Here is a 15,805-nt window from a genome sequence, read left to right as displayed (position 1 = left end):
ATGGCCAAAGACGATGTTATCCAGATGCAGGGTGAAGTCATCGAAAACCTGCCTAACGCTACCTTTAGGGTGAAGCTGGAAAACGGCCATGTCGTATTGGGACACATATCCGGCAAGATGCGGATGCACTACATCCGAATCTTGCCGGGCGACAAGGTAACGGTTGAATTGACGCCTTACGATCTGTCGCGTGCGCGGATCGTGTTCCGGGCGAAGTGATTTGAAAAAAGGGTAATATCATGAAAGTGATGGCATCGGTTAAGCGCATTTGCCGCAATTGCAAGATCATCAAGCGCAAAGGCGTTGTGCGCGTGATTTGCAGCTCTGATCCGCGCCACAAACAGCGTCAAGGCTGAACGCCGCGCTTTTTGCTGCGCTTTTTGTTTGAGGAAAAACAATGGCTCGTATCGCAGGGGTTAACATCCCGAATCACCAGCATACCGAAATCGGCCTGACGGCTATTTACGGTGTAGGCCGCACGCGCTCGCGCGACATTTGCGTCGCTGCTGGTGTGGCATTTTCGAAGAAGGTCAAGGACCTGAACGACGCAGACCTCGAAAAGCTGCGTGAAGAAGTCGGCAAGTTCATCGTTGAAGGCGATCTGCGCCGTGAAACGACGATGAACATTAAGCGCCTGATGGATCTCGGCTGCTACCGTGGCGTGCGTCATCGCAAGGGCTTGCCCCTGCGTGGCCAACGCACGCGTACGAATGCCCGTACGCGCAAGGGTCCGCGTCGTGCAGCGCAATCGCTGAAGAAGTAAGCGGAACTGACAGTTACAGGAAAACGTAATGGCTAAGGCTTCGAACAACTCCGCGGCGCAACGCGTTCGCAAGAAGGTCAAGAAGAACGTCGCCGAGGGCGTGGTTCACGTTCACGCGTCGTTCAACAACACCATCATCACGATCACCGATCGTCAAGGCAATGCACTTGCTTGGGCAACGTCGGGTGGTCAGGGCTTCAAGGGTTCGCGTAAATCGACCCCGTTTGCAGCCCAGGTGGCGGCCGAATCGGCTGGCCGCGTGGCGATGGAATACGGCGTGAAGAACCTCGAAGTGCGGATCAAGGGCCCCGGTCCTGGCCGTGAATCGGCGGTGCGCGCGTTGCATGGTCTTGGTATCAAGATCACCGCGATCTCCGACGTGACGCCGGTCCCGCACAACGGCTGCCGTCCGCCGAAGCGTCGTCGTATCTAAGACGCTGTTTTCGCTAGCGCCTGTTGCCGCCGGGGGTTGTAAGCCGGCGACCACAGGCTGCTTGCGCTATTGAATTGACTAAGCCCACCGTTCGACCCAAAGGGCTCGGACTAGCGCGAGTGCATGCATTCGTGTGATTAATCATAGAAGGAATCAACGTGGCACGTTATATCGGCCCTAAGGCCAAGCTGTCCCGCCGTGAAGGCACTGACCTCTTCTTGAAGAGCGCCCGTCGTTCGCTCGCTGACAAGTGCAAACTTGACAGCAAGCCTGGCCAACACGGCCGCACGTCGGGTGCACGTACGTCCGACTACGGCACGCAGCTGCGCGAAAAGCAAAAAGTGAAGCGCATCTATGGCGTCCTCGAGCGTCAATTCCGCCGTTACTTCGCTGAAGCCGACCGCCTGAAGGGCAACACAGGTGAAAACCTGCTGCAATTGCTCGAATCGCGTCTCGACAACGTCGTGTATCGCATGGGCTTCGGCTCGACGCGCGCTGAAGCGCGTCAACTCGTGAGCCACAAGGCGATCACGGTGAACGGCGTTGTGTCGAACATTCCGTCGATGCAAGTGAAGGCGGGCGACGTCGTCGCAGTGCGCGAACAAAAGAAGAAACAGGCGCGTATTCTCGAAGCGCTGTCGCTGGCTGAGCAAGGCGGTCTGCCGAGCTGGGTTGCTGTCGATTCGAAGAAGTTCGAAGGCACGTTCAAGAGCAAGCCGGAACGTAGCGACATCGCTGGCGATATCAACGAAAGCCTGATCGTCGAATTGTATTCGCGGTAATCGGATTAATGGCCGGGGCACCTCGATTGCGTTGCGCAAGGGGGCGTCTCGGCTGTTTATTTTCAGGTTGTTACCGGTCAGCCTTATCGGTGTAACGAGCCGAGGGTATTGAAAAGGAAAACCTATGCAAACCAGTTTGTTGAAGCCCAAGATCATCGCAGTTGAATCGCTTGGTGAGAGCCACGCGAAAGTGGTCATGGAACCGTTTGAACGCGGTTACGGCCACACCTTGGGTAACGCGCTCCGGCGCGTGCTGCTGTCGTCGATGATCGGCTACGCGCCGACCGAAGTGACGATCGCAGGCGTCGTACATGAGTATTCGACGCTCGACGGTGTGCAAGAGGATGTGGTCAACCTGTTGTTGAACCTGAAGGGCGTGGTGTTCAAGCTGCATAACCGTGACGAAGTGACAGTTACGCTGCGCAAGGAAGGCGAAGGCGTTGTCACCGCTGGCGACATCGAACTCGCGCACGATTGCGAAGTGATCAACCCGGATCACGTCATTGCGCACCTGTCGAAGGGCGGTAAGCTCGACGTGCAGATCAAGGTCGAAAAGGGCCGTGGTTATGTGCCGGGCAATGTGCGTCGTTACGGCGAAGAGTCGGCCAAGATCATCGGCCGTATCGTGCTGGACGCGTCGTTCTCGCCGGTTCGCCGCGTGAGCTACGCCGTTGAAAGCGCGCGCGTCGAACAACGTACCGACCTCGACAAACTCGTGATGAACATCGAGACCAACGGTGTGATCTCACCGGAAGAAGCGATCCGTCAATCGGCGCGTATTCTGGTTGATCAACTGTCGGTGTTCGCTGCACTGGAAGGCACCGAAGCAACGGCGGAAGCTCCGTCGCGTGCGCCGCAGATCGATCCGATCCTGCTGCGTCCGGTTGATGATCTCGAACTGACGGTTCGTTCCGCGAACTGCCTGAAGGCCGAGAACATTTACTACATCGGCGACCTGATCCAGCGCACGGAAAACGAGTTGCTCAAGACCCCGAATCTGGGTCGCAAGTCGTTGAACGAAATCAAGGAAGTACTGGCGTCGCGTGGTTTGACGCTCGGCATGAAACTCGAAAACTGGCCGCCGGCAGGATTGGACAAGTAAGTCGAGAAGTAATCTCGGGATAAGACCCGCCGCTGCACTGGCAAAGACGCGGATTTTCCTTTAAAATCCGCGTCTTGTCTTTTTTCACTACCGGCCCGTGCACTCGCTACCGTTGGGAAACCGATGGAAGATCGAGCGCGATAGAAGAGCTGGACCAAAACTTTGAATCAAAGGAATTAACATGCGTCACCGTCATGGTTTGCGGAAACTGAACCGCACGAGCAGCCACCGTCTGGCAATGCTCCGTAACATGTCCAACTCGTTGATCGAGCACGAAGTCATCAAGACGACGTTGCCGAAGGCGAAAGAACTCCGTAAAGTCGTCGAGCCGCTGATCACGCTCGGCAAGAAGCCGTCGCTGGCAAATCGTCGTCTGGCGTTCAACCGCCTGCGCGATCGTGACTCGGTCACGAAGCTGTTCGAAGTTCTCGGCCCGCGTTACGCTACCCGTCCGGGCGGCTACCTGCGCGTCCTGAAGTTCGGCTTCCGCGTCGGCGACAACGCACCGATGGCACTGGTCGAATTGCTGGACCGTCCGGAAGTCGAAGAAGTTGAAGTGCAAGAAGCTGAGTAAGCTTTTTAGCATCGAAGAAAAAGCCAGGCACCAAGCCTGGCTTTTTTGTTTGTAGCGGCGGATTCATCGCTGCAACTCAAATGCAGCGGCTAAATGCCGCATCCTCGCCGCGGGTGCCTCAGCGGCATCGCAAGGCTAGGTGATACGATATCGGCACTTGAATCGTGCCTGTCCGGAGCCTTTGTGAGCGTGAATGTGACCTTGATTCTGACGACGGTACCTGATGCGGCCGTTGCTCAGAAGCTCGCCGCGGACGCGTTGGCAGCGCGCCTATGCGCCTGCGTCACGCAATTGGGCGCTGTGCAGTCCAGCTATCACTGGCAGGGCGCGATCGAAGTGGCGCAGGAGATTCAGTTACTGTTCAAGACAAGCGGCGCACGCGCGCTGGAACTCGAGCAGTACATTCAGGCGCACCATCCCTACGACACGCCGGAAATCCTCTCGTGGCAAGCTACGGCATCCGCCGCGTACGGCCAGTGGGTCACTGCTGAAACCCAACGTCCTCTCCATGTTTAACGGCTCCAACCGACGCGCACGCAATGTACTGCGCACAGTCCTTTTCCTGCTTGGCTGCCTGATCTTTGTGCAGTTCGGCACGCTTGCTCGCGGTGCGGACGACTTCCTCGATCCCGCCGTCGCGTTCAAATTCAGCGCGACCGAAAAACCGGGCGAAGTCGACGTCACATACAAGATCGCGGACGGTTACTACATGTACCGCGAGCGCTTCGCGTTCGCGACCCGTAACGGTACGGCGACGATCGGCGAAGCACAATTGCCGGCAGGCCACGTCAAGTTCGATCAGACCTTCAACAAGAACGTCGAAACCTATCGCAATGAGCTGACGATCCGTATTCCCGTCAAGCAGGCGTCTGGGCCGTTCGATCTCGCTGTCACGTCTCAAGGTTGCGCCGATGCCGGCATCTGCTACCCGCCGATGGAGCGCGTGTACCGCGTGAGCGGTGAGGCGTTGCAGCCGGCCGGCAGCGCAGCGGCGGCCGCCGCTGCCACCACGCAGCAATCCGCGGCGGCCGGTGCGTCGTGGTATGAACGCGCCACCAGCGCTGACTATGCGCAGTCGCTACTGCAAGGCGGCGGCTTCTTCGCAATCATCGGGCTCTATTTCGTGGCCGGTGCCGTGCTCAGTCTGCTGCCGTGCTCGTATCCGATGATTCCCATCCTGTCTGCAATCATCATCGGCGAAGGCGCGCGGGTGACGCGTGCCCGCGGCTTTGCATTGTCGCTGGCGTACGTGATCGGTATGGCGCTCGTGTACACGGCGCTTGGCATTGCGGCGGCGCTTGTTGGCCAGAGTCTCGGCGCGTGGCTGCAGAACCCGTGGGTGCTCGGGACGTTCGGCGTACTGTTGACTGTTTTTGCGCTGACCCTGATCGCGGGCTTCGATATCGCGTTGCCGCAGCGCTGGCAGGACGGCGTGTCGCGTGCATCGAGCGGGCGTTCCGGCGGCAAGTTTGCTGCGGTGGCCGTCATGGGCGCGCTCTCCGCGTTAGTGGTGGGCGCCTGCATGACCGCGCCGCTCTTTGCCGTGCTGGCGTTCATCGCACATACGGGCGACGCCTTTCTCGGCGGCGCGGCGCTGTTCTCGATGGGACTCGGTCTCGGCGTGCCGCTCCTGATCATCGGTCTTGGCGCCGGTACCTTGCTGCCGCGCGCCGGTGCATGGATGGATGGCGTCAAGGTGTTTTTTGGCGTGGTGCTGCTTGCGGCGGCCCTGTGGATCGTCTGGCCGGTGCTCGGCGCGACACCGACAATGCTGTTGAGCGCGTTGTGGTTGCTGATCGCCGCAGCTGGACTCGGTCTTTTCTCGGCGCCGGCTGTGAACGCTTCAGTGTGGCGTCGGCTCGGCCGTGGTATCGGTGCGGCGCTGGCAATCTGGGCTGCGGTGCTGCTGGTGGGCCTGGCTGCGGGCTCCTCCGATCCGCTGCGTCCGCTGGCTGTCCTGGCCGCGCGCGCTGGTGGTGAGGCTAGCGTGGCAAACGCCTCCAATACGCCGAATGCAGCGCCACAGAGCGACCTGACGTTCGCCTCGGTTCGTTCCTCGACCGAGCTCGACGAGGCCGTCAAAACGGCCGCACAACCCGCTATGCTTGATTTTTATGCAGACTGGTGCGTGAGCTGCAAAGAAATGGAGAAATTCACATTCAGCGATCCGCGTGTCAAGGCGAAGTTGAAGCAGATGAACCTACTGCGCGCCGACGTCACTGCGAATAACGCCGACGATCAAATGCTCCTCAAGCGTTTCAGCCTGTTCGGGCCGCCTGGCATCATCTTCTTCGATCAAGGCGGCAAGGAGGTGTTGCGCGTCGTCGGATACGAGTCCGCTGACAAGTTCTTGCGCAGCCTCGATCGCGCGAGTACGCCCGGCGCGTAACCGGTGGTCCGGTTCTGCCGCAGGGGCGTGCATAAAAAAACGGAGGCGGGACTGAAAAGTCCGCCTCCGTTTTTTCTCGAGCATTCAGACTGACGCCGCTCGCCAAGGCAAGGCGTCGGTCAAATCACTTCTGCGAGCGCAGAATTCGCGCGGCATCCAGCGCGAAGTAGGTCAGCACGCCATCCGCGCCTGCCCGCTTGAATGCCAGCAGCGATTCCATCATCGCCTTGTCGTGATCGAGCCAGCCGTTCTGTGCGGCGGCCTTTAGCATCGCGTATTCGCCGCTCACCTGATAGACGTAAGTCGGAAACTTGAACTCGTCTTTCACGCGACGCACGATGTCCAGATACGGCATACCCGGCTTGACCATCACCATATCTGCGCCTTCCTCGATGTCCGCTTGCACTTCGCGCAGCGCTTCGTCCGAATTGGCTGGATCCATCTGGTAGGTCATCTTGTTGCTCTTGCCGAGGTTCGTTGCGGAACCAACAGCGTCGCGGAACGGGCCGTAAAACGCCGACGCGAACTTGGCCGCGTAAGCCATGATGCGCGTGTGGACATGATCCTCGCTCTCGAGCATTTCGCGGATCGCGCCGATGCGGCCGTCCATCATGTCCGAGGGCGCGACGATATCGACGCCCGCTTCAGCCTGCGCGCGCGCCTGTTCGACGAGGATATCGACGGTCTCGTCGTTGATCACATAGCCGTTTTCGTCGAGTACGCCATCCTGGCCGTGGCTCGTGTACGGATCGAGCGCGACGTCCGTAAGCACGCCAAGGTCGGGAAAGTTCTTTTTCAGTTCGCGAACCGCGCGCGGGATCAGGCCGGCTGCGTTGGTCGCTTCGCGGCCATCAGGCGTCTTCAAGGACGGTTCGATTGCGGGAAAAAGCGACAGCACCGGCACGCCCAACTCGATGCATTGCTCGGCCACGCCCATCAGCAGATCCACCGACACGCGCTCGACGCCCGGCATCGACGGTACGGCTTGCCGCACGTTGGTGCCTTCGACGATGAACACGGGATAGATCAGATCGTTGGTGGTGAGGATGTTTTCTCGCATCAGACGGCGCGAGAAGTCGTCACGGCGCATGCGGCGGGGACGGTAGTGCGGGTAGAAGCTCATAAACGAATCGAAGAAACGTGGATGTGTGGAGTGGACAAGTAACGCCTGCCTCCGCTCCCGGAAACTTTTCGAGACAATGGTATATCATACCGATCGAGCAAGGCGCCCTGCGCTGACCTCCCCGCTTCTCCTCCCTGAGCGGGTGCCTGTCGTTTGTTTCGATTAGGCTGTTTGACCCGCCGTTAAAGCGGCGGGTTTTTTTATGGGCGGACGAAAAGGCGCTTTTGCCTTGGCTTGTACAAGCCGCGCGGTTACTGCGGAGCGTCTGTTTCGCCCTTCGTGTCGGGGATCAGCCAGCTTTCGATCAGCTCATGTGCTTCGTCGATACCGACGCGTTTGAGCGCCGAGAACAGCTGTGCGGTCAACTCGCCCTGATAGCCAGCGGTGCGATATTCAGCCAAACCCTTCTGCGTTGCACGCAAGGCGTTGATGCTTTCCTGGCGCGTCAATTTGTCGCACTTGGTTAGCAGCGTATGAATCGGCTTGCCGGTTGGCGCGAACCACTCGATCATCCGCCGGTCCAGATCCGTCAGCGGGCGGCGCGAGTCCATCATCAGGATCATGCCGCGCAGTTGCGAGCGCGACTGCAGGTAGGTTGAGAGCAGCGCTTCCCAATGGGCCTTGGCTGCGCCCGGCACTTCCGCATAGCCGTAGCCCGGCAGGTCGACTAGGTGCGCAGTCGGCTCGTCCGCCTTTCCCACCGAGAAATAATTGATGTGCTGCGTGCGGCCAGGCGTCTTACTGGCGAATGCGAGGCGCTTCTGATTGCACAGAATATTGATAGCCGTCGACTTGCCCGCATTTGAGCGTCCGGCAAAGCAGATCTCAGGTTGCGCAGTGGCCGGCAGATCACGCAGATGATTGACTGTCGTGAAAAAGCGGGATTGGTGGAGCAGGAAGGACATGATCAGGCCAGGATTCGAGACGCCGGGGAACCCGGAGTGGGGACGGGTCAAGCCCGACTGGCGTCTTAGCGATTAGCGAGTTATTGTACAATACGATGGTTTACTGAAAACCTGAGGGGGCCAGCCCGCGTGCCTTGGCGGCTCTTTGCGGTCACTCAGTCGCTGTCGTATCTTGCAAAACCTCTAAAATCCCACAAGACGAGACAGGGTGTGCGAATGAATCGACTGTGCAAGGCTCTGATGGTGTTTCAAGTAGCGGCAGGTCTTTCAGGTTTGGCAATTCAGGCACGAGCAGCAGATCCGGCAAAGCCGGACGTCAATCGGGGGCAGGCAATCGCAGTGCAGGTTTGCGCGTCATGTCACGGTGCAGACGGCAATAGTGCCGGCGGTGCCTATCCGAAGCTGGCGGGCCAGCATCCAGAGTACATCGTCAAACAGCTCATGGATTTCAAGACGCAGCCTGGCGCCAAACAGCCCGCGCGCAACAATGCGATCATGGCGGGCATGGCCGCGGCGCTGTCCGATCAGGACGTGGTCAACGTGGCTGCCTATTTTTCGACGCAGACCCCGAAGCCAGGCTACGCGCATAACAAAGATACCGTGCCGCTCGGTCAGAAGATTTATCGCGGCGGCATTGCGGACAAGGGTGTGCCGGCGTGCGCAAGCTGCCACGGGCCGACCGGCCAGGGGATTCCGTCGCAGTATCCGCGTCTGTCGGGGCAGTGGGCCGAATACACGGTGGCGCAGTTGACCGCGTTCACACAAGGTCCCGGCGCACGTAATAACAATGAGGCGATGCATGCAATTGCAACGCGTCTATCGGACAGTGAGATCAAGGCTGTAGCTGATTACATCGCGGGCTTGCACTAAGATAGAGCCCCCTGAGGGGGCGAGAAAACCTGGGGCGGCCCGGCGTTTTCTCACGAGTGAGTCCGCACACAAGTGCAACTGGCCCCGCGAGGCCGGTGCAAAACAAGAAAAGGGTGGGGGCGTCGTGCCTACGACAGCCCTTCACCCTTTTTTGCTGTTCAGTCGGAGTATGAATGAGCGTCACCACGTCGGGTTTGCAGTCGAAGTCAGGCAATCGCACCACGCGCAGCGTCATCGAAGTATTGAGTTCGATGCGTTTCGCCATCGCGCTGCTCGTGATTTTGTCGATCGCCAGCATCATCGGCACCGTTCTCACGCAGGACGACCCCTATCCCAACTACGTCAATCAGTTCGGCCCGTTCTGGGCGGACATCTTCCGCTCGCTGAGTCTGTACACGGTGTACAGTTCGTGGTGGTTCATGCTGATTCTCGGCTTCCTGATGGTGTCGGTGTCGCTGTGCGTGATCCGCAATGCGCCAAAAATGGTCGCGGACGCCAAGAGCTGGAAGGACAAGGTTCGCGAAGGCAGCTTGCGTGCGTTCCATCACAAGGGCGAGTTCGCGGTGCACGGCACGCGCGCGGAGACCTCGGCGGTGCTTGCGCGGCTCTCGGCCAAGTTCGGCTACAAGTTCGTCACACGTGAGTCAGACGGTGCCACGCTGATCGCCGCCAAGCGCGGCGCGTTGACCAAATTCGGCTACATCTCCGCGCACATTGCGATCGTGGTGATCTGTCTGGGTGGTCTGCTCGATAGCAATCTGCCGATCAAGCTGCAAATGTGGCTGTTCGATAAGTCGCCGATCCGCGCCAACACGGTCATCAACGACATTCCGCCTGAACATCGCATGTCGCAATCGAACCCGACTTTCCGCGGTTATGCGTGGGTGCCGGAGGGGCAGCATGTATCGACGGCGATCCTTAACCAGCCGGACGGCTCGCTGATCCAGGACCTGCCGTTCTCGATCGAGCTCAACAAGTTCATCGTCGACTATTATTCGACCGGCATGCCGAAACTGTTCGCGAGCGACATCGTCGTGGTCGACCATAAGACCGGCGCACGCGTGCCGGCGCGGGTCGAAGTGAACAAGCCATTCACCTACGACGGCGTGTCGATTTATCAGTCGAGCTTCCAGGATGGCGGCTCGCAGATGCAGATGACCGCGTACCCGATGTCCGGCGCGAGTGCGAAGACCGCGCCGTTCGGCGGCACGATCGGCGGCAATGCGCCGTTGAGCACGGCCTCGCCGTTGGCGGATGGCCAGACCGTCGAATTCACCGATTTCCGCGCGATCAACGTCGAAAACGTCTCAAACGGCAGCGGCCAGACCGATGCCCGTGGTGTCGCTGCACATCGAACACTGAAAGAAGCGTTTGACGAGCGCCTCGGCTCGGGCGCGAAGACCTCGAAACCGCTCGATCTGCATAACGTCGGCCCGTCGGTTCAGTACAAGGTGCGTGACAAGGACGGCCAGGCGCGCGAGTACAACAACTACATGCTGCCGGTTGACGTAGCCGGCGAAAAGATGTTCCTCGCCGGCATGCGCCTGAATCCGGACGACCCGTTCCGCTACTTGCGTATTCCCGCCGACACCGGCGGTACCGTCAAGGAGTGGATGAACCTGCGCGCCACGCTTGAAAATCCAGCCATGCGCGCAACGGCCGCCCACCGTTTCGCGCTGCGCTCGGTGCCGGGTTCGAATACCGAACTGCAACAGCATCTGGAAGAAAGCGCCTTGCGTGTCCTGACCCTGTTTGCCGGTGCGGACAACAGTATCAAAATGCCGAATGGCCAGACGGTCGGCGGCTTCCAGGCAATTGCCGGTTTCATCGACCATTCGGTGCCTAAGGGCGAGCAGGAAAAGGCCGCTGGCCTGCTCCTGCGTATGCTGGAAGGTGCGACGTGGGACCTGTGGCAACTGTCGCGTGAGCAGCTGGGCGAACCGGATGCGCAGGCCAACGCGGACGCCAGCCGCTTCATCCAAAGCTCGATCAACGCGATATCCGACAGCTTTTTGTATGGATCGCCGGTCTACTTGCAGCTTGACTCCTTCAAGCAGGTGCAAGCTTCGGTATTTCAGTTGACGCGCGCGCCGGGCAAAAAAGTCGTGTATCTTGGCAGCCTGCTTCTCGTGTTAGGCATCTTTTCGATGTTCTACGTCCGCGAACGGCGCCTCTGGTTCTGGCTCAAAGATACCGATCACGGCACGAATGTCGTGATGGCGATGTCGAGTGCGCGCAAAACGCTCGATTTCGAAAAGGAGTTCGTCCAAACGCGCGACGCTGTAGGCGCCGCGCTGGGCGCCAAACTCACAGAAGCATCCGACGCCGCCGGCGCCTCCGACAAACCCGGCAATGCCGGCGCGCCGTCCGCAAGCTCACAAGATTCGACCCGGTAAGATCATGGACTTGACTCAGGTTTCCTCATCCTCCTCTTCGTCAGCCTCGCGGCCCCCCAGGGCGTTTGCGAGCGAGACACTCAACGTCGCGCAGTATGACGAGCGGCCGTTTCTGAAACGGCTCGGTGTCGTCGACTGGCTGTTCGCCATCGTGTTGGTTGCGGGCGCGGGGTTCGCGCTGTCGCGCTATCACCCGTTCATGAATTACTACGACAAACTGGTGCTGTGCTGCGCCGTGCCGGTGTTCATCGTACTGGGCTGGCGCTGGAAGCCGGTGCGTCCGCTGATGGTGACCATCGCCGCGCTGTCGCTGCTGGCGATCCAGATCTATCACGGCGATCTGACGCGCGCGGATACCGCGTTCTTCCTCAAGTATTTCCTGTCGAGCCAGTCTGCGATTCTGTGGATGAGCGCGCTCTTCGTGTTCGCCACCGTCTTTTACTGGATCGGCCTGCTGTCGCGTTCGCCGACCGGCGCCGCGATCGGTTCGAAAATGACGTGGGCCGCGGTGGTGATGGGCTTCGTCGGTTTGATGGTGCGCTGGTACGAGTCGTACCTGATCGGCGCAGACGTCGGTCATATTCCAATCTCGAACCTGTACGAAGTGTTCGTGCTGTTCAGCCTGATCACCGCGTTGTTCTATCTGTACTACGAGCAGCACTACAACACGCGTGCGCTCGGCGCATTCGTGCTGCTGGTGATCGGCGCGGCGGTCGGTTTCCTGATGTGGTATTCGGTTGCTCGTGACGCACAGCAGATCCAGCCGCTGGTTCCCGCACTGCAAAGCTGGTGGATGAAGATCCACGTGCCGGCTAACTTCATTGGCTACGGGAGCTTCGCGCTGTCGGCCATGGTCGGCGTTGCGTATCTGGCGAAGGAGCGCGGTGTGCTGGCAGACCGCCTGCCGCCGCTCGATGTGCTCGACGACCTGATGTACAAGTCGATCGCCGTCGGTTTCGCGTTCTTCACGATCGCGACGATCCTCGGCGCGCTGTGGGCCGCTGAAGCATGGGGCGGTTACTGGAGCTGGGACCCGAAGGAAACGTGGGCGCTGATCGTCTGGCTGAACTACGCGGCATGGCTCCATATGCGTTTGATGAAGGGTCTGCGCGGCGCGGTCGCCGCCTGGTGGGCGCTGACCGGCCTGCTGGTAACGACCTTTGCATTCCTCGGCGTCAATATGTTCCTGTCGGGGCTGCATAGCTACGGCAAGCTGTAAGATCTGCCGTTCCGAGCCGACTAAGAACCGCCGTGTGCTTCGCACCGGCGGTTTTTTTACGTCTGGCGGAATATTCGCTGCATCCAGGGTGTTCGTTAGAGCAGTACCTAGGGATGGCTGGGCAAGTGGCTAAACGAGCCGATCATCAATATGGCCCCGTAAGATGGACAACCCGATGGGCCGGCAAGGAGCAGCACGATGTGGATCAAGCGAAGCGGCAGAATTCAACTCATCGGCGATGACATCGCACGAAGCGAAATCACGCCACAGCGCGTCTTCGAGAACCGGCGGCGCGTGTTGCAGGCTGCGGGCGCTTTAGCGCTCGGTGGTCTGATCGGCGTGAATGGCGAAGCTCTGGCAGCGTATTCATCGCCGGATCCGAAGGCGCAGAAGCTTGTGGCGAAGACCAACGCGAAGTTCGTCGCGCTCGACAAGATCACGCCGTACAAGGACATCACCACGTACAACAATTACTACGAATTCGGCACTGACAAAGCGGATCCTGCGCACAACGCCGGTACGTTGCGGCCGCATCCGTGGAAGGTGAGTGTCGAGGGTGAAATCAAGAATCCGAAGGTGTATGACATCGACGAATTGCTGAAGCTCGCGCCGCTCGAGGAACGCGTGTACCGGTTGCGTTGTGTCGAAGGCTGGTCGATGGTGATTCCGTGGATCGGCGTGCCGCTCTCGGAGTTGATCAAACGCGTGCAACCGACCGGCAATGCGAAGTACGTGCAATTCATCACGCTCGCCGATCCGTCGCAAATGCCCGGCCTCTCGACACCGGTACTCGACTGGCCGTACACCGAAGGTTTGCGGATGGACGAAGCGATGAATCCGCTGACGCTGCTGACGATGGGCCTCTACGGTCAGGTGTTGCCGAATCAGAACGGCGCGCCGATCCGCGTGGTGGTGCCGTGGAAATACGGCTTCAAGAGCGCGAAGTCGCTGGTGAAGATCCGCTTCCTCGACAAGCAGCCGCCGACCAGCTGGAATACTTACGCGTCAAACGAATACGGTTTCTATTCGAATGTGAATCCGAACGTCGATCACCCGCGCTGGAGCCAGGCCACCGAGCGGCGCATTGGTGAAGACGGCTTCTTCACGCCCAAGCGTAAAACGTTGATGTTCAATGGCTACGGTGATCAGGTCGCATCGCTGTATCAGGGCATGGACCTGAAGAAGAATTTTTGAGCGGCGCGATCATGGCTTCCGATACGCAACCTGTAACTCAAACGGAACGCAAAGCGCCGCGAACAGCGCAGCCGTCGACCATGGCGAAACGCCCCACCGGCGGCGCGCGCTGGATCGTGCCGGCCAAGATCGCGGTTTTTATCGCGGCGTGGTATCCGCTCGTGCGCATCGTGCTGTTTGGCGTGACCGATCGGCTCGGCGCGAATCCGATCGAGTTTATTACGCGCTCGACGGGTCTGTGGACGCTTGTCTTTCTTTGCATCACGTTGGCTGTGACGCCGTTGCGTCGACTGACAGGCATCACCGCATTGGCCCGTTTTCGCCGGATGCTCGGCCTCTACGCATTTTTCTACGCGACGCTGCATTTCACCACTTACCTGTGGTTCGACAAGTGGTTCGATGTCGCCGCGATTCTCAAGGACATCGGCAAGCGGCCGTTCATCACTGTGGGCTTCGCTGCATTTGTGTTGCTGATCGCGTTAGCCGTTACGTCGCCGCGCGCGATGGTGCGCAAACTTGGACGCCGCTGGCAGACGCTGCATCGTGCGATCTATGCGATCGGCGCGCTCGCGATCCTGCACTTCTGGTGGATGAAGGCGGGCAAGCACGATCTGGTCTTGCCGAAGATCTACGGCGCGATCATGGTCGCGTTGTTAGGGTGGCGTTTGCTCGTATGGCTGCGCGAGCGGAGGTTAAAAACACGCTGACCGCCAGGTACGGCGCACAAATAGAAAAAGGCGATGCCGGTGGCATCGCCTTTTTTATGCTGCTTAGGCTCCGGACGTTTACGCCGGCAAGATCGTTTCGCCCGCAAACAGCTGTTTGATCTCTTCGCGAGCGCGAACTACATGTACCTGTGTACCATCAACCATCACCTCGGCCGCGCGCGGACGGGTGTTGTAGTTTGAGCTCATCACGAAGCCATACGCGCCAGCCGAGCGAATCGCCAGCAGATCACCCGGTTCGACCGCCAGCAGACGCTCACGACCTAGCCAGTCGCCACTTTCGCAAACCGGCCCGACCACGTCGTACACGTGGGCGGGCACGTCGCGCTTAACGACCGCCTCGATTGCGTGATACGCCTCGTACATCGCGGGACGTGCGAGATCGGTCATCGCGGCATCCACGATGGCGAAGTTCTTTTCCGCGCCTGGCTTCAGAAACTCGACGCGCGTGAGCAGCACACCGGCATTGCCGACCAGCGAACGGCCCGGTTCGAAGTACACCTCGCGATGCCCGTGACCGCGCGCTTCGATGCGATCCAGCACAGTGCGCACGAAGTCGCCGATTTCCGGCGGGGTTTCGTCGTCGTACGTAATGCCGAGACCGCCGCCTACGTCGATATGGCGAATCTTCACGCCGTCCTGCTCGATCTGTTCGACCAGTTCGAGAACCTTGTCGACCGCGTCGAGATACGGCGAGACTTCAGTAATCTGCGAGCCGATATGACAGTCAATGCCGACCACGTCGAGATGCGTCATTGCCGTGGCGGCTCGATACGTAGCGCGTGCATCTTCGAACGCGACGCCGAACTTGTTCGACTTCAGGCCGGTGGAAATATACGGATGCGTTTTCGCGTCGACATCCGGATTCACGCGCAGTGAGACAGGTGCTTTTTTGCCCATTTCCGCCGCAACCGCATTCAGGCGGTCGAGCTCAGGAATCGATTCGACGTTGAAGCATTTGACGCCCGCTGCGAGTGCCTGACGCATTTCGTCCGCATGCTTGCCGACGCCGGAAAACACGGTGTTTTCCGCTTTGCCGCCCGCGGCCAGCACGCGCGCCAGTTCGCCTCCCGACACGATGTCGAAGCCGGCGCCGAGGCGCGCGAATACGTTCAGCACCGCGAGATTGCTATTGGCCTTGACAGCGACGTGCACGGTCGCGCGGCGGCCGGCGCAGGCGCCTGCGTAGGCATTCCACGCTTCGGTGAGCGCGGCGCGCGAATAGACGTACAGCGGCGTGCCGAACTGCTCGGCGAGTGAGACGGCGGACACGCCTTCGGCGTGCAACACGCCGTCGACGTAGTCAAATGCGGATCGAGTCATGCGAAAG

At 59.7% G+C, this 15,805-nt stretch carries 17 protein-coding genes; 14 read left to right on the top strand and 3 right to left on the bottom strand.

Annotated elements, in window-relative coordinates; genetic code table 11:
* The 9 genes from infA (at position 1) to PQR40_RS22480 (ending at position 6,043) form a co-directional block, all read left to right on the top strand.
* The gene (gene infA, locus PQR40_RS22520) at positions 1-219 is read left to right on the top strand and encodes a translation initiation factor IF-1 (RefSeq protein WP_004521905.1); all 219 of its coding nucleotides are present in this window, start codon (positions 1-3) and stop codon (positions 217-219) included.
* A gap of 20 nt (positions 220-239) precedes the next feature.
* Positions 240-356: a 50S ribosomal protein L36 gene (gene rpmJ / locus PQR40_RS22515; protein ID WP_004199844.1), complete on the top strand. Its 117-nt coding sequence runs from the start codon at positions 240-242 to the stop codon at positions 354-356.
* 41 nt (positions 357-397) lie between these two features.
* On the top strand, positions 398-763 hold the full coding sequence (gene rpsM / locus PQR40_RS22510) for a 30S ribosomal protein S13 (protein ID WP_012434566.1): 366 nt from the start codon (positions 398-400) through the stop codon (positions 761-763).
* 28 nt (positions 764-791) lie between these two features.
* The gene (gene rpsK, locus PQR40_RS22505) at positions 792-1,196 is read left to right on the top strand and encodes a 30S ribosomal protein S11 (RefSeq protein WP_006052224.1); all 405 of its coding nucleotides are present in this window, start codon (positions 792-794) and stop codon (positions 1,194-1,196) included.
* A gap of 158 nt (positions 1,197-1,354) precedes the next feature.
* Positions 1,355-1,978, top strand: a complete 624-nt coding sequence (gene rpsD / locus PQR40_RS22500; protein ID WP_027800372.1) for a 30S ribosomal protein S4 — start codon at positions 1,355-1,357, stop codon at positions 1,976-1,978.
* A gap of 124 nt (positions 1,979-2,102) precedes the next feature.
* Entirely contained in the window at positions 2,103-3,080 is a 978-nt protein-coding gene (locus tag PQR40_RS22495) for a DNA-directed RNA polymerase subunit alpha (RefSeq protein WP_006052226.1), read from the top strand.
* Positions 3,081-3,261: 181 nt separating this feature from the next.
* Positions 3,262-3,654 (top strand): 50S ribosomal protein L17, encoded by a 393-nt coding sequence (rplQ, locus tag PQR40_RS22490; RefSeq protein WP_006052227.1) that lies wholly within the window; start codon positions 3,262-3,264, stop codon positions 3,652-3,654.
* Between the two features lie 183 nt (positions 3,655-3,837).
* Positions 3,838-4,170 carry a divalent-cation tolerance protein CutA gene (gene cutA / locus PQR40_RS22485; RefSeq protein ID WP_408241236.1) on the top strand — a complete coding sequence of 111 codons (333 nt, stop codon included), beginning with the start codon at positions 3,838-3,840 and terminating at the stop codon, positions 4,168-4,170.
* Positions 4,163-6,043 carry a protein-disulfide reductase DsbD gene (locus tag PQR40_RS22480; protein ID WP_408391060.1) on the top strand — a complete coding sequence of 627 codons (1,881 nt, stop codon included), beginning with the start codon at positions 4,163-4,165 and terminating at the stop codon, positions 6,041-6,043. The genes cutA and PQR40_RS22480 overlap by 8 nt, the downstream gene beginning before the upstream one ends.
* A 124-nt stretch (positions 6,044-6,167) precedes the next feature.
* On the opposite strand, the gene hemB is transcribed toward PQR40_RS22480, so the two are convergent.
* A complete protein-coding gene (hemB, locus tag PQR40_RS22475; RefSeq protein WP_408236130.1) occupies positions 6,168-7,166 on the bottom strand; it encodes a porphobilinogen synthase in 999 nt (332 codons plus the stop codon).
* Between the two features lie 251 nt (positions 7,167-7,417).
* Entirely contained in the window at positions 7,418-8,071 is a 654-nt protein-coding gene (yihA, locus tag PQR40_RS22470) for a ribosome biogenesis GTP-binding protein YihA/YsxC (RefSeq protein WP_408509893.1), read from the bottom strand.
* Positions 8,072-8,287: 216 nt separating this feature from the next.
* Between yihA and PQR40_RS22465 the strand changes: the two genes are divergently transcribed.
* The 5 genes from PQR40_RS22465 to msrQ all read left to right on the top strand — a co-directional run bounded on the left by PQR40_RS22465 (position 8,288) and on the right by msrQ (position 14,457).
* Entirely contained in the window at positions 8,288-8,941 is a 654-nt protein-coding gene (locus PQR40_RS22465; RefSeq protein WP_408236148.1) for a c-type cytochrome, read from the top strand.
* Between the two features lie 173 nt (positions 8,942-9,114).
* On the top strand, positions 9,115-11,337 hold the full coding sequence (resB, locus tag PQR40_RS22460) for a cytochrome c biogenesis protein ResB (RefSeq protein WP_408236124.1): 2,223 nt from the start codon (positions 9,115-9,117) through the stop codon (positions 11,335-11,337).
* Positions 11,338-11,341: 4 nt separating this feature from the next.
* A complete protein-coding gene (gene ccsB / locus PQR40_RS22455) occupies positions 11,342-12,556 on the top strand; it encodes a c-type cytochrome biogenesis protein CcsB (protein WP_408338200.1) in 1,215 nt (404 codons plus the stop codon).
* Positions 12,557-12,754: 198 nt separating this feature from the next.
* On the top strand, positions 12,755-13,750 hold the full coding sequence (gene msrP / locus PQR40_RS22450; protein WP_408236119.1) for a protein-methionine-sulfoxide reductase catalytic subunit MsrP: 996 nt from the start codon (positions 12,755-12,757) through the stop codon (positions 13,748-13,750).
* An 11-nt stretch (positions 13,751-13,761) separates the two neighbouring features.
* Positions 13,762-14,457 carry a protein-methionine-sulfoxide reductase heme-binding subunit MsrQ gene (msrQ, locus tag PQR40_RS22445; RefSeq protein ID WP_408391052.1) on the top strand — a complete coding sequence of 232 codons (696 nt, stop codon included), beginning with the start codon at positions 13,762-13,764 and terminating at the stop codon, positions 14,455-14,457.
* 78 nt (positions 14,458-14,535) lie between these two features.
* Here the strand turns inward: msrQ and lysA are convergent, their stop codons facing one another.
* Positions 14,536-15,798 (bottom strand): diaminopimelate decarboxylase, encoded by a 1,263-nt coding sequence (gene lysA, locus PQR40_RS22440; RefSeq protein WP_408236113.1) that lies wholly within the window; start codon positions 15,796-15,798, stop codon positions 14,536-14,538.
* Positions 15,799-15,805 lie beyond the last annotated feature (7 nt).

Origin of the sequence: Paraburkholderia sediminicola, from assembly GCF_046026855.1 — a bacterium.
Classification (GTDB): Bacteria; Pseudomonadota; Gammaproteobacteria; order Burkholderiales; family Burkholderiaceae; genus Paraburkholderia; species Paraburkholderia sediminicola_A.
The sequence above is the reverse complement of the archived record's forward strand: the minus strand, read 5'-3'. Positions and strand labels throughout refer to the sequence as shown.

Coding starts and splice junctions, on each gene's coding strand:
- resB (WP_408236124.1), top strand. CDS start 9,115: ATGAGCGTCACCACGTCGGGTTTGCAGTCGAAGTCAGGCAATCGCACC.
- rpsK (WP_006052224.1), top strand. CDS start 792: ATGGCTAAGGCTTCGAACAACTCCGCGGCGCAACGCGTTCGCAAGAAG.
- msrP (WP_408236119.1), top strand. CDS start 12,755: ATGTGGATCAAGCGAAGCGGCAGAATTCAACTCATCGGCGATGACATC.
- msrQ (WP_408391052.1), top strand. CDS start 13,762: ATGGCTTCCGATACGCAACCTGTAACTCAAACGGAACGCAAAGCGCCG.
- PQR40_RS22480 (WP_408391060.1), top strand. CDS start 4,163: ATGTTTAACGGCTCCAACCGACGCGCACGCAATGTACTGCGCACAGTC.
- PQR40_RS22495 (WP_006052226.1), top strand. CDS start 2,103: ATGCAAACCAGTTTGTTGAAGCCCAAGATCATCGCAGTTGAATCGCTT.
- rpmJ (WP_004199844.1), top strand. CDS start 240: ATGAAAGTGATGGCATCGGTTAAGCGCATTTGCCGCAATTGCAAGATC.
- yihA (WP_408509893.1), bottom strand. CDS start 8,071: ATGTCCTTCCTGCTCCACCAATCCCGCTTTTTCACGACAGTCAATCAT.
- lysA (WP_408236113.1), bottom strand. CDS start 15,798: ATGACTCGATCCGCATTTGACTACGTCGACGGCGTGTTGCACGCCGAA.
- rplQ (WP_006052227.1), top strand. CDS start 3,262: ATGCGTCACCGTCATGGTTTGCGGAAACTGAACCGCACGAGCAGCCAC.
- hemB (WP_408236130.1), bottom strand. CDS start 7,166: ATGAGCTTCTACCCGCACTACCGTCCCCGCCGCATGCGCCGTGACGAC.
- PQR40_RS22465 (WP_408236148.1), top strand. CDS start 8,288: ATGAATCGACTGTGCAAGGCTCTGATGGTGTTTCAAGTAGCGGCAGGT.
- rpsM (WP_012434566.1), top strand. CDS start 398: ATGGCTCGTATCGCAGGGGTTAACATCCCGAATCACCAGCATACCGAA.
- ccsB (WP_408338200.1), top strand. CDS start 11,342: ATGGACTTGACTCAGGTTTCCTCATCCTCCTCTTCGTCAGCCTCGCGG.
- infA (WP_004521905.1), top strand. CDS start 1: ATGGCCAAAGACGATGTTATCCAGATGCAGGGTGAAGTCATCGAAAAC.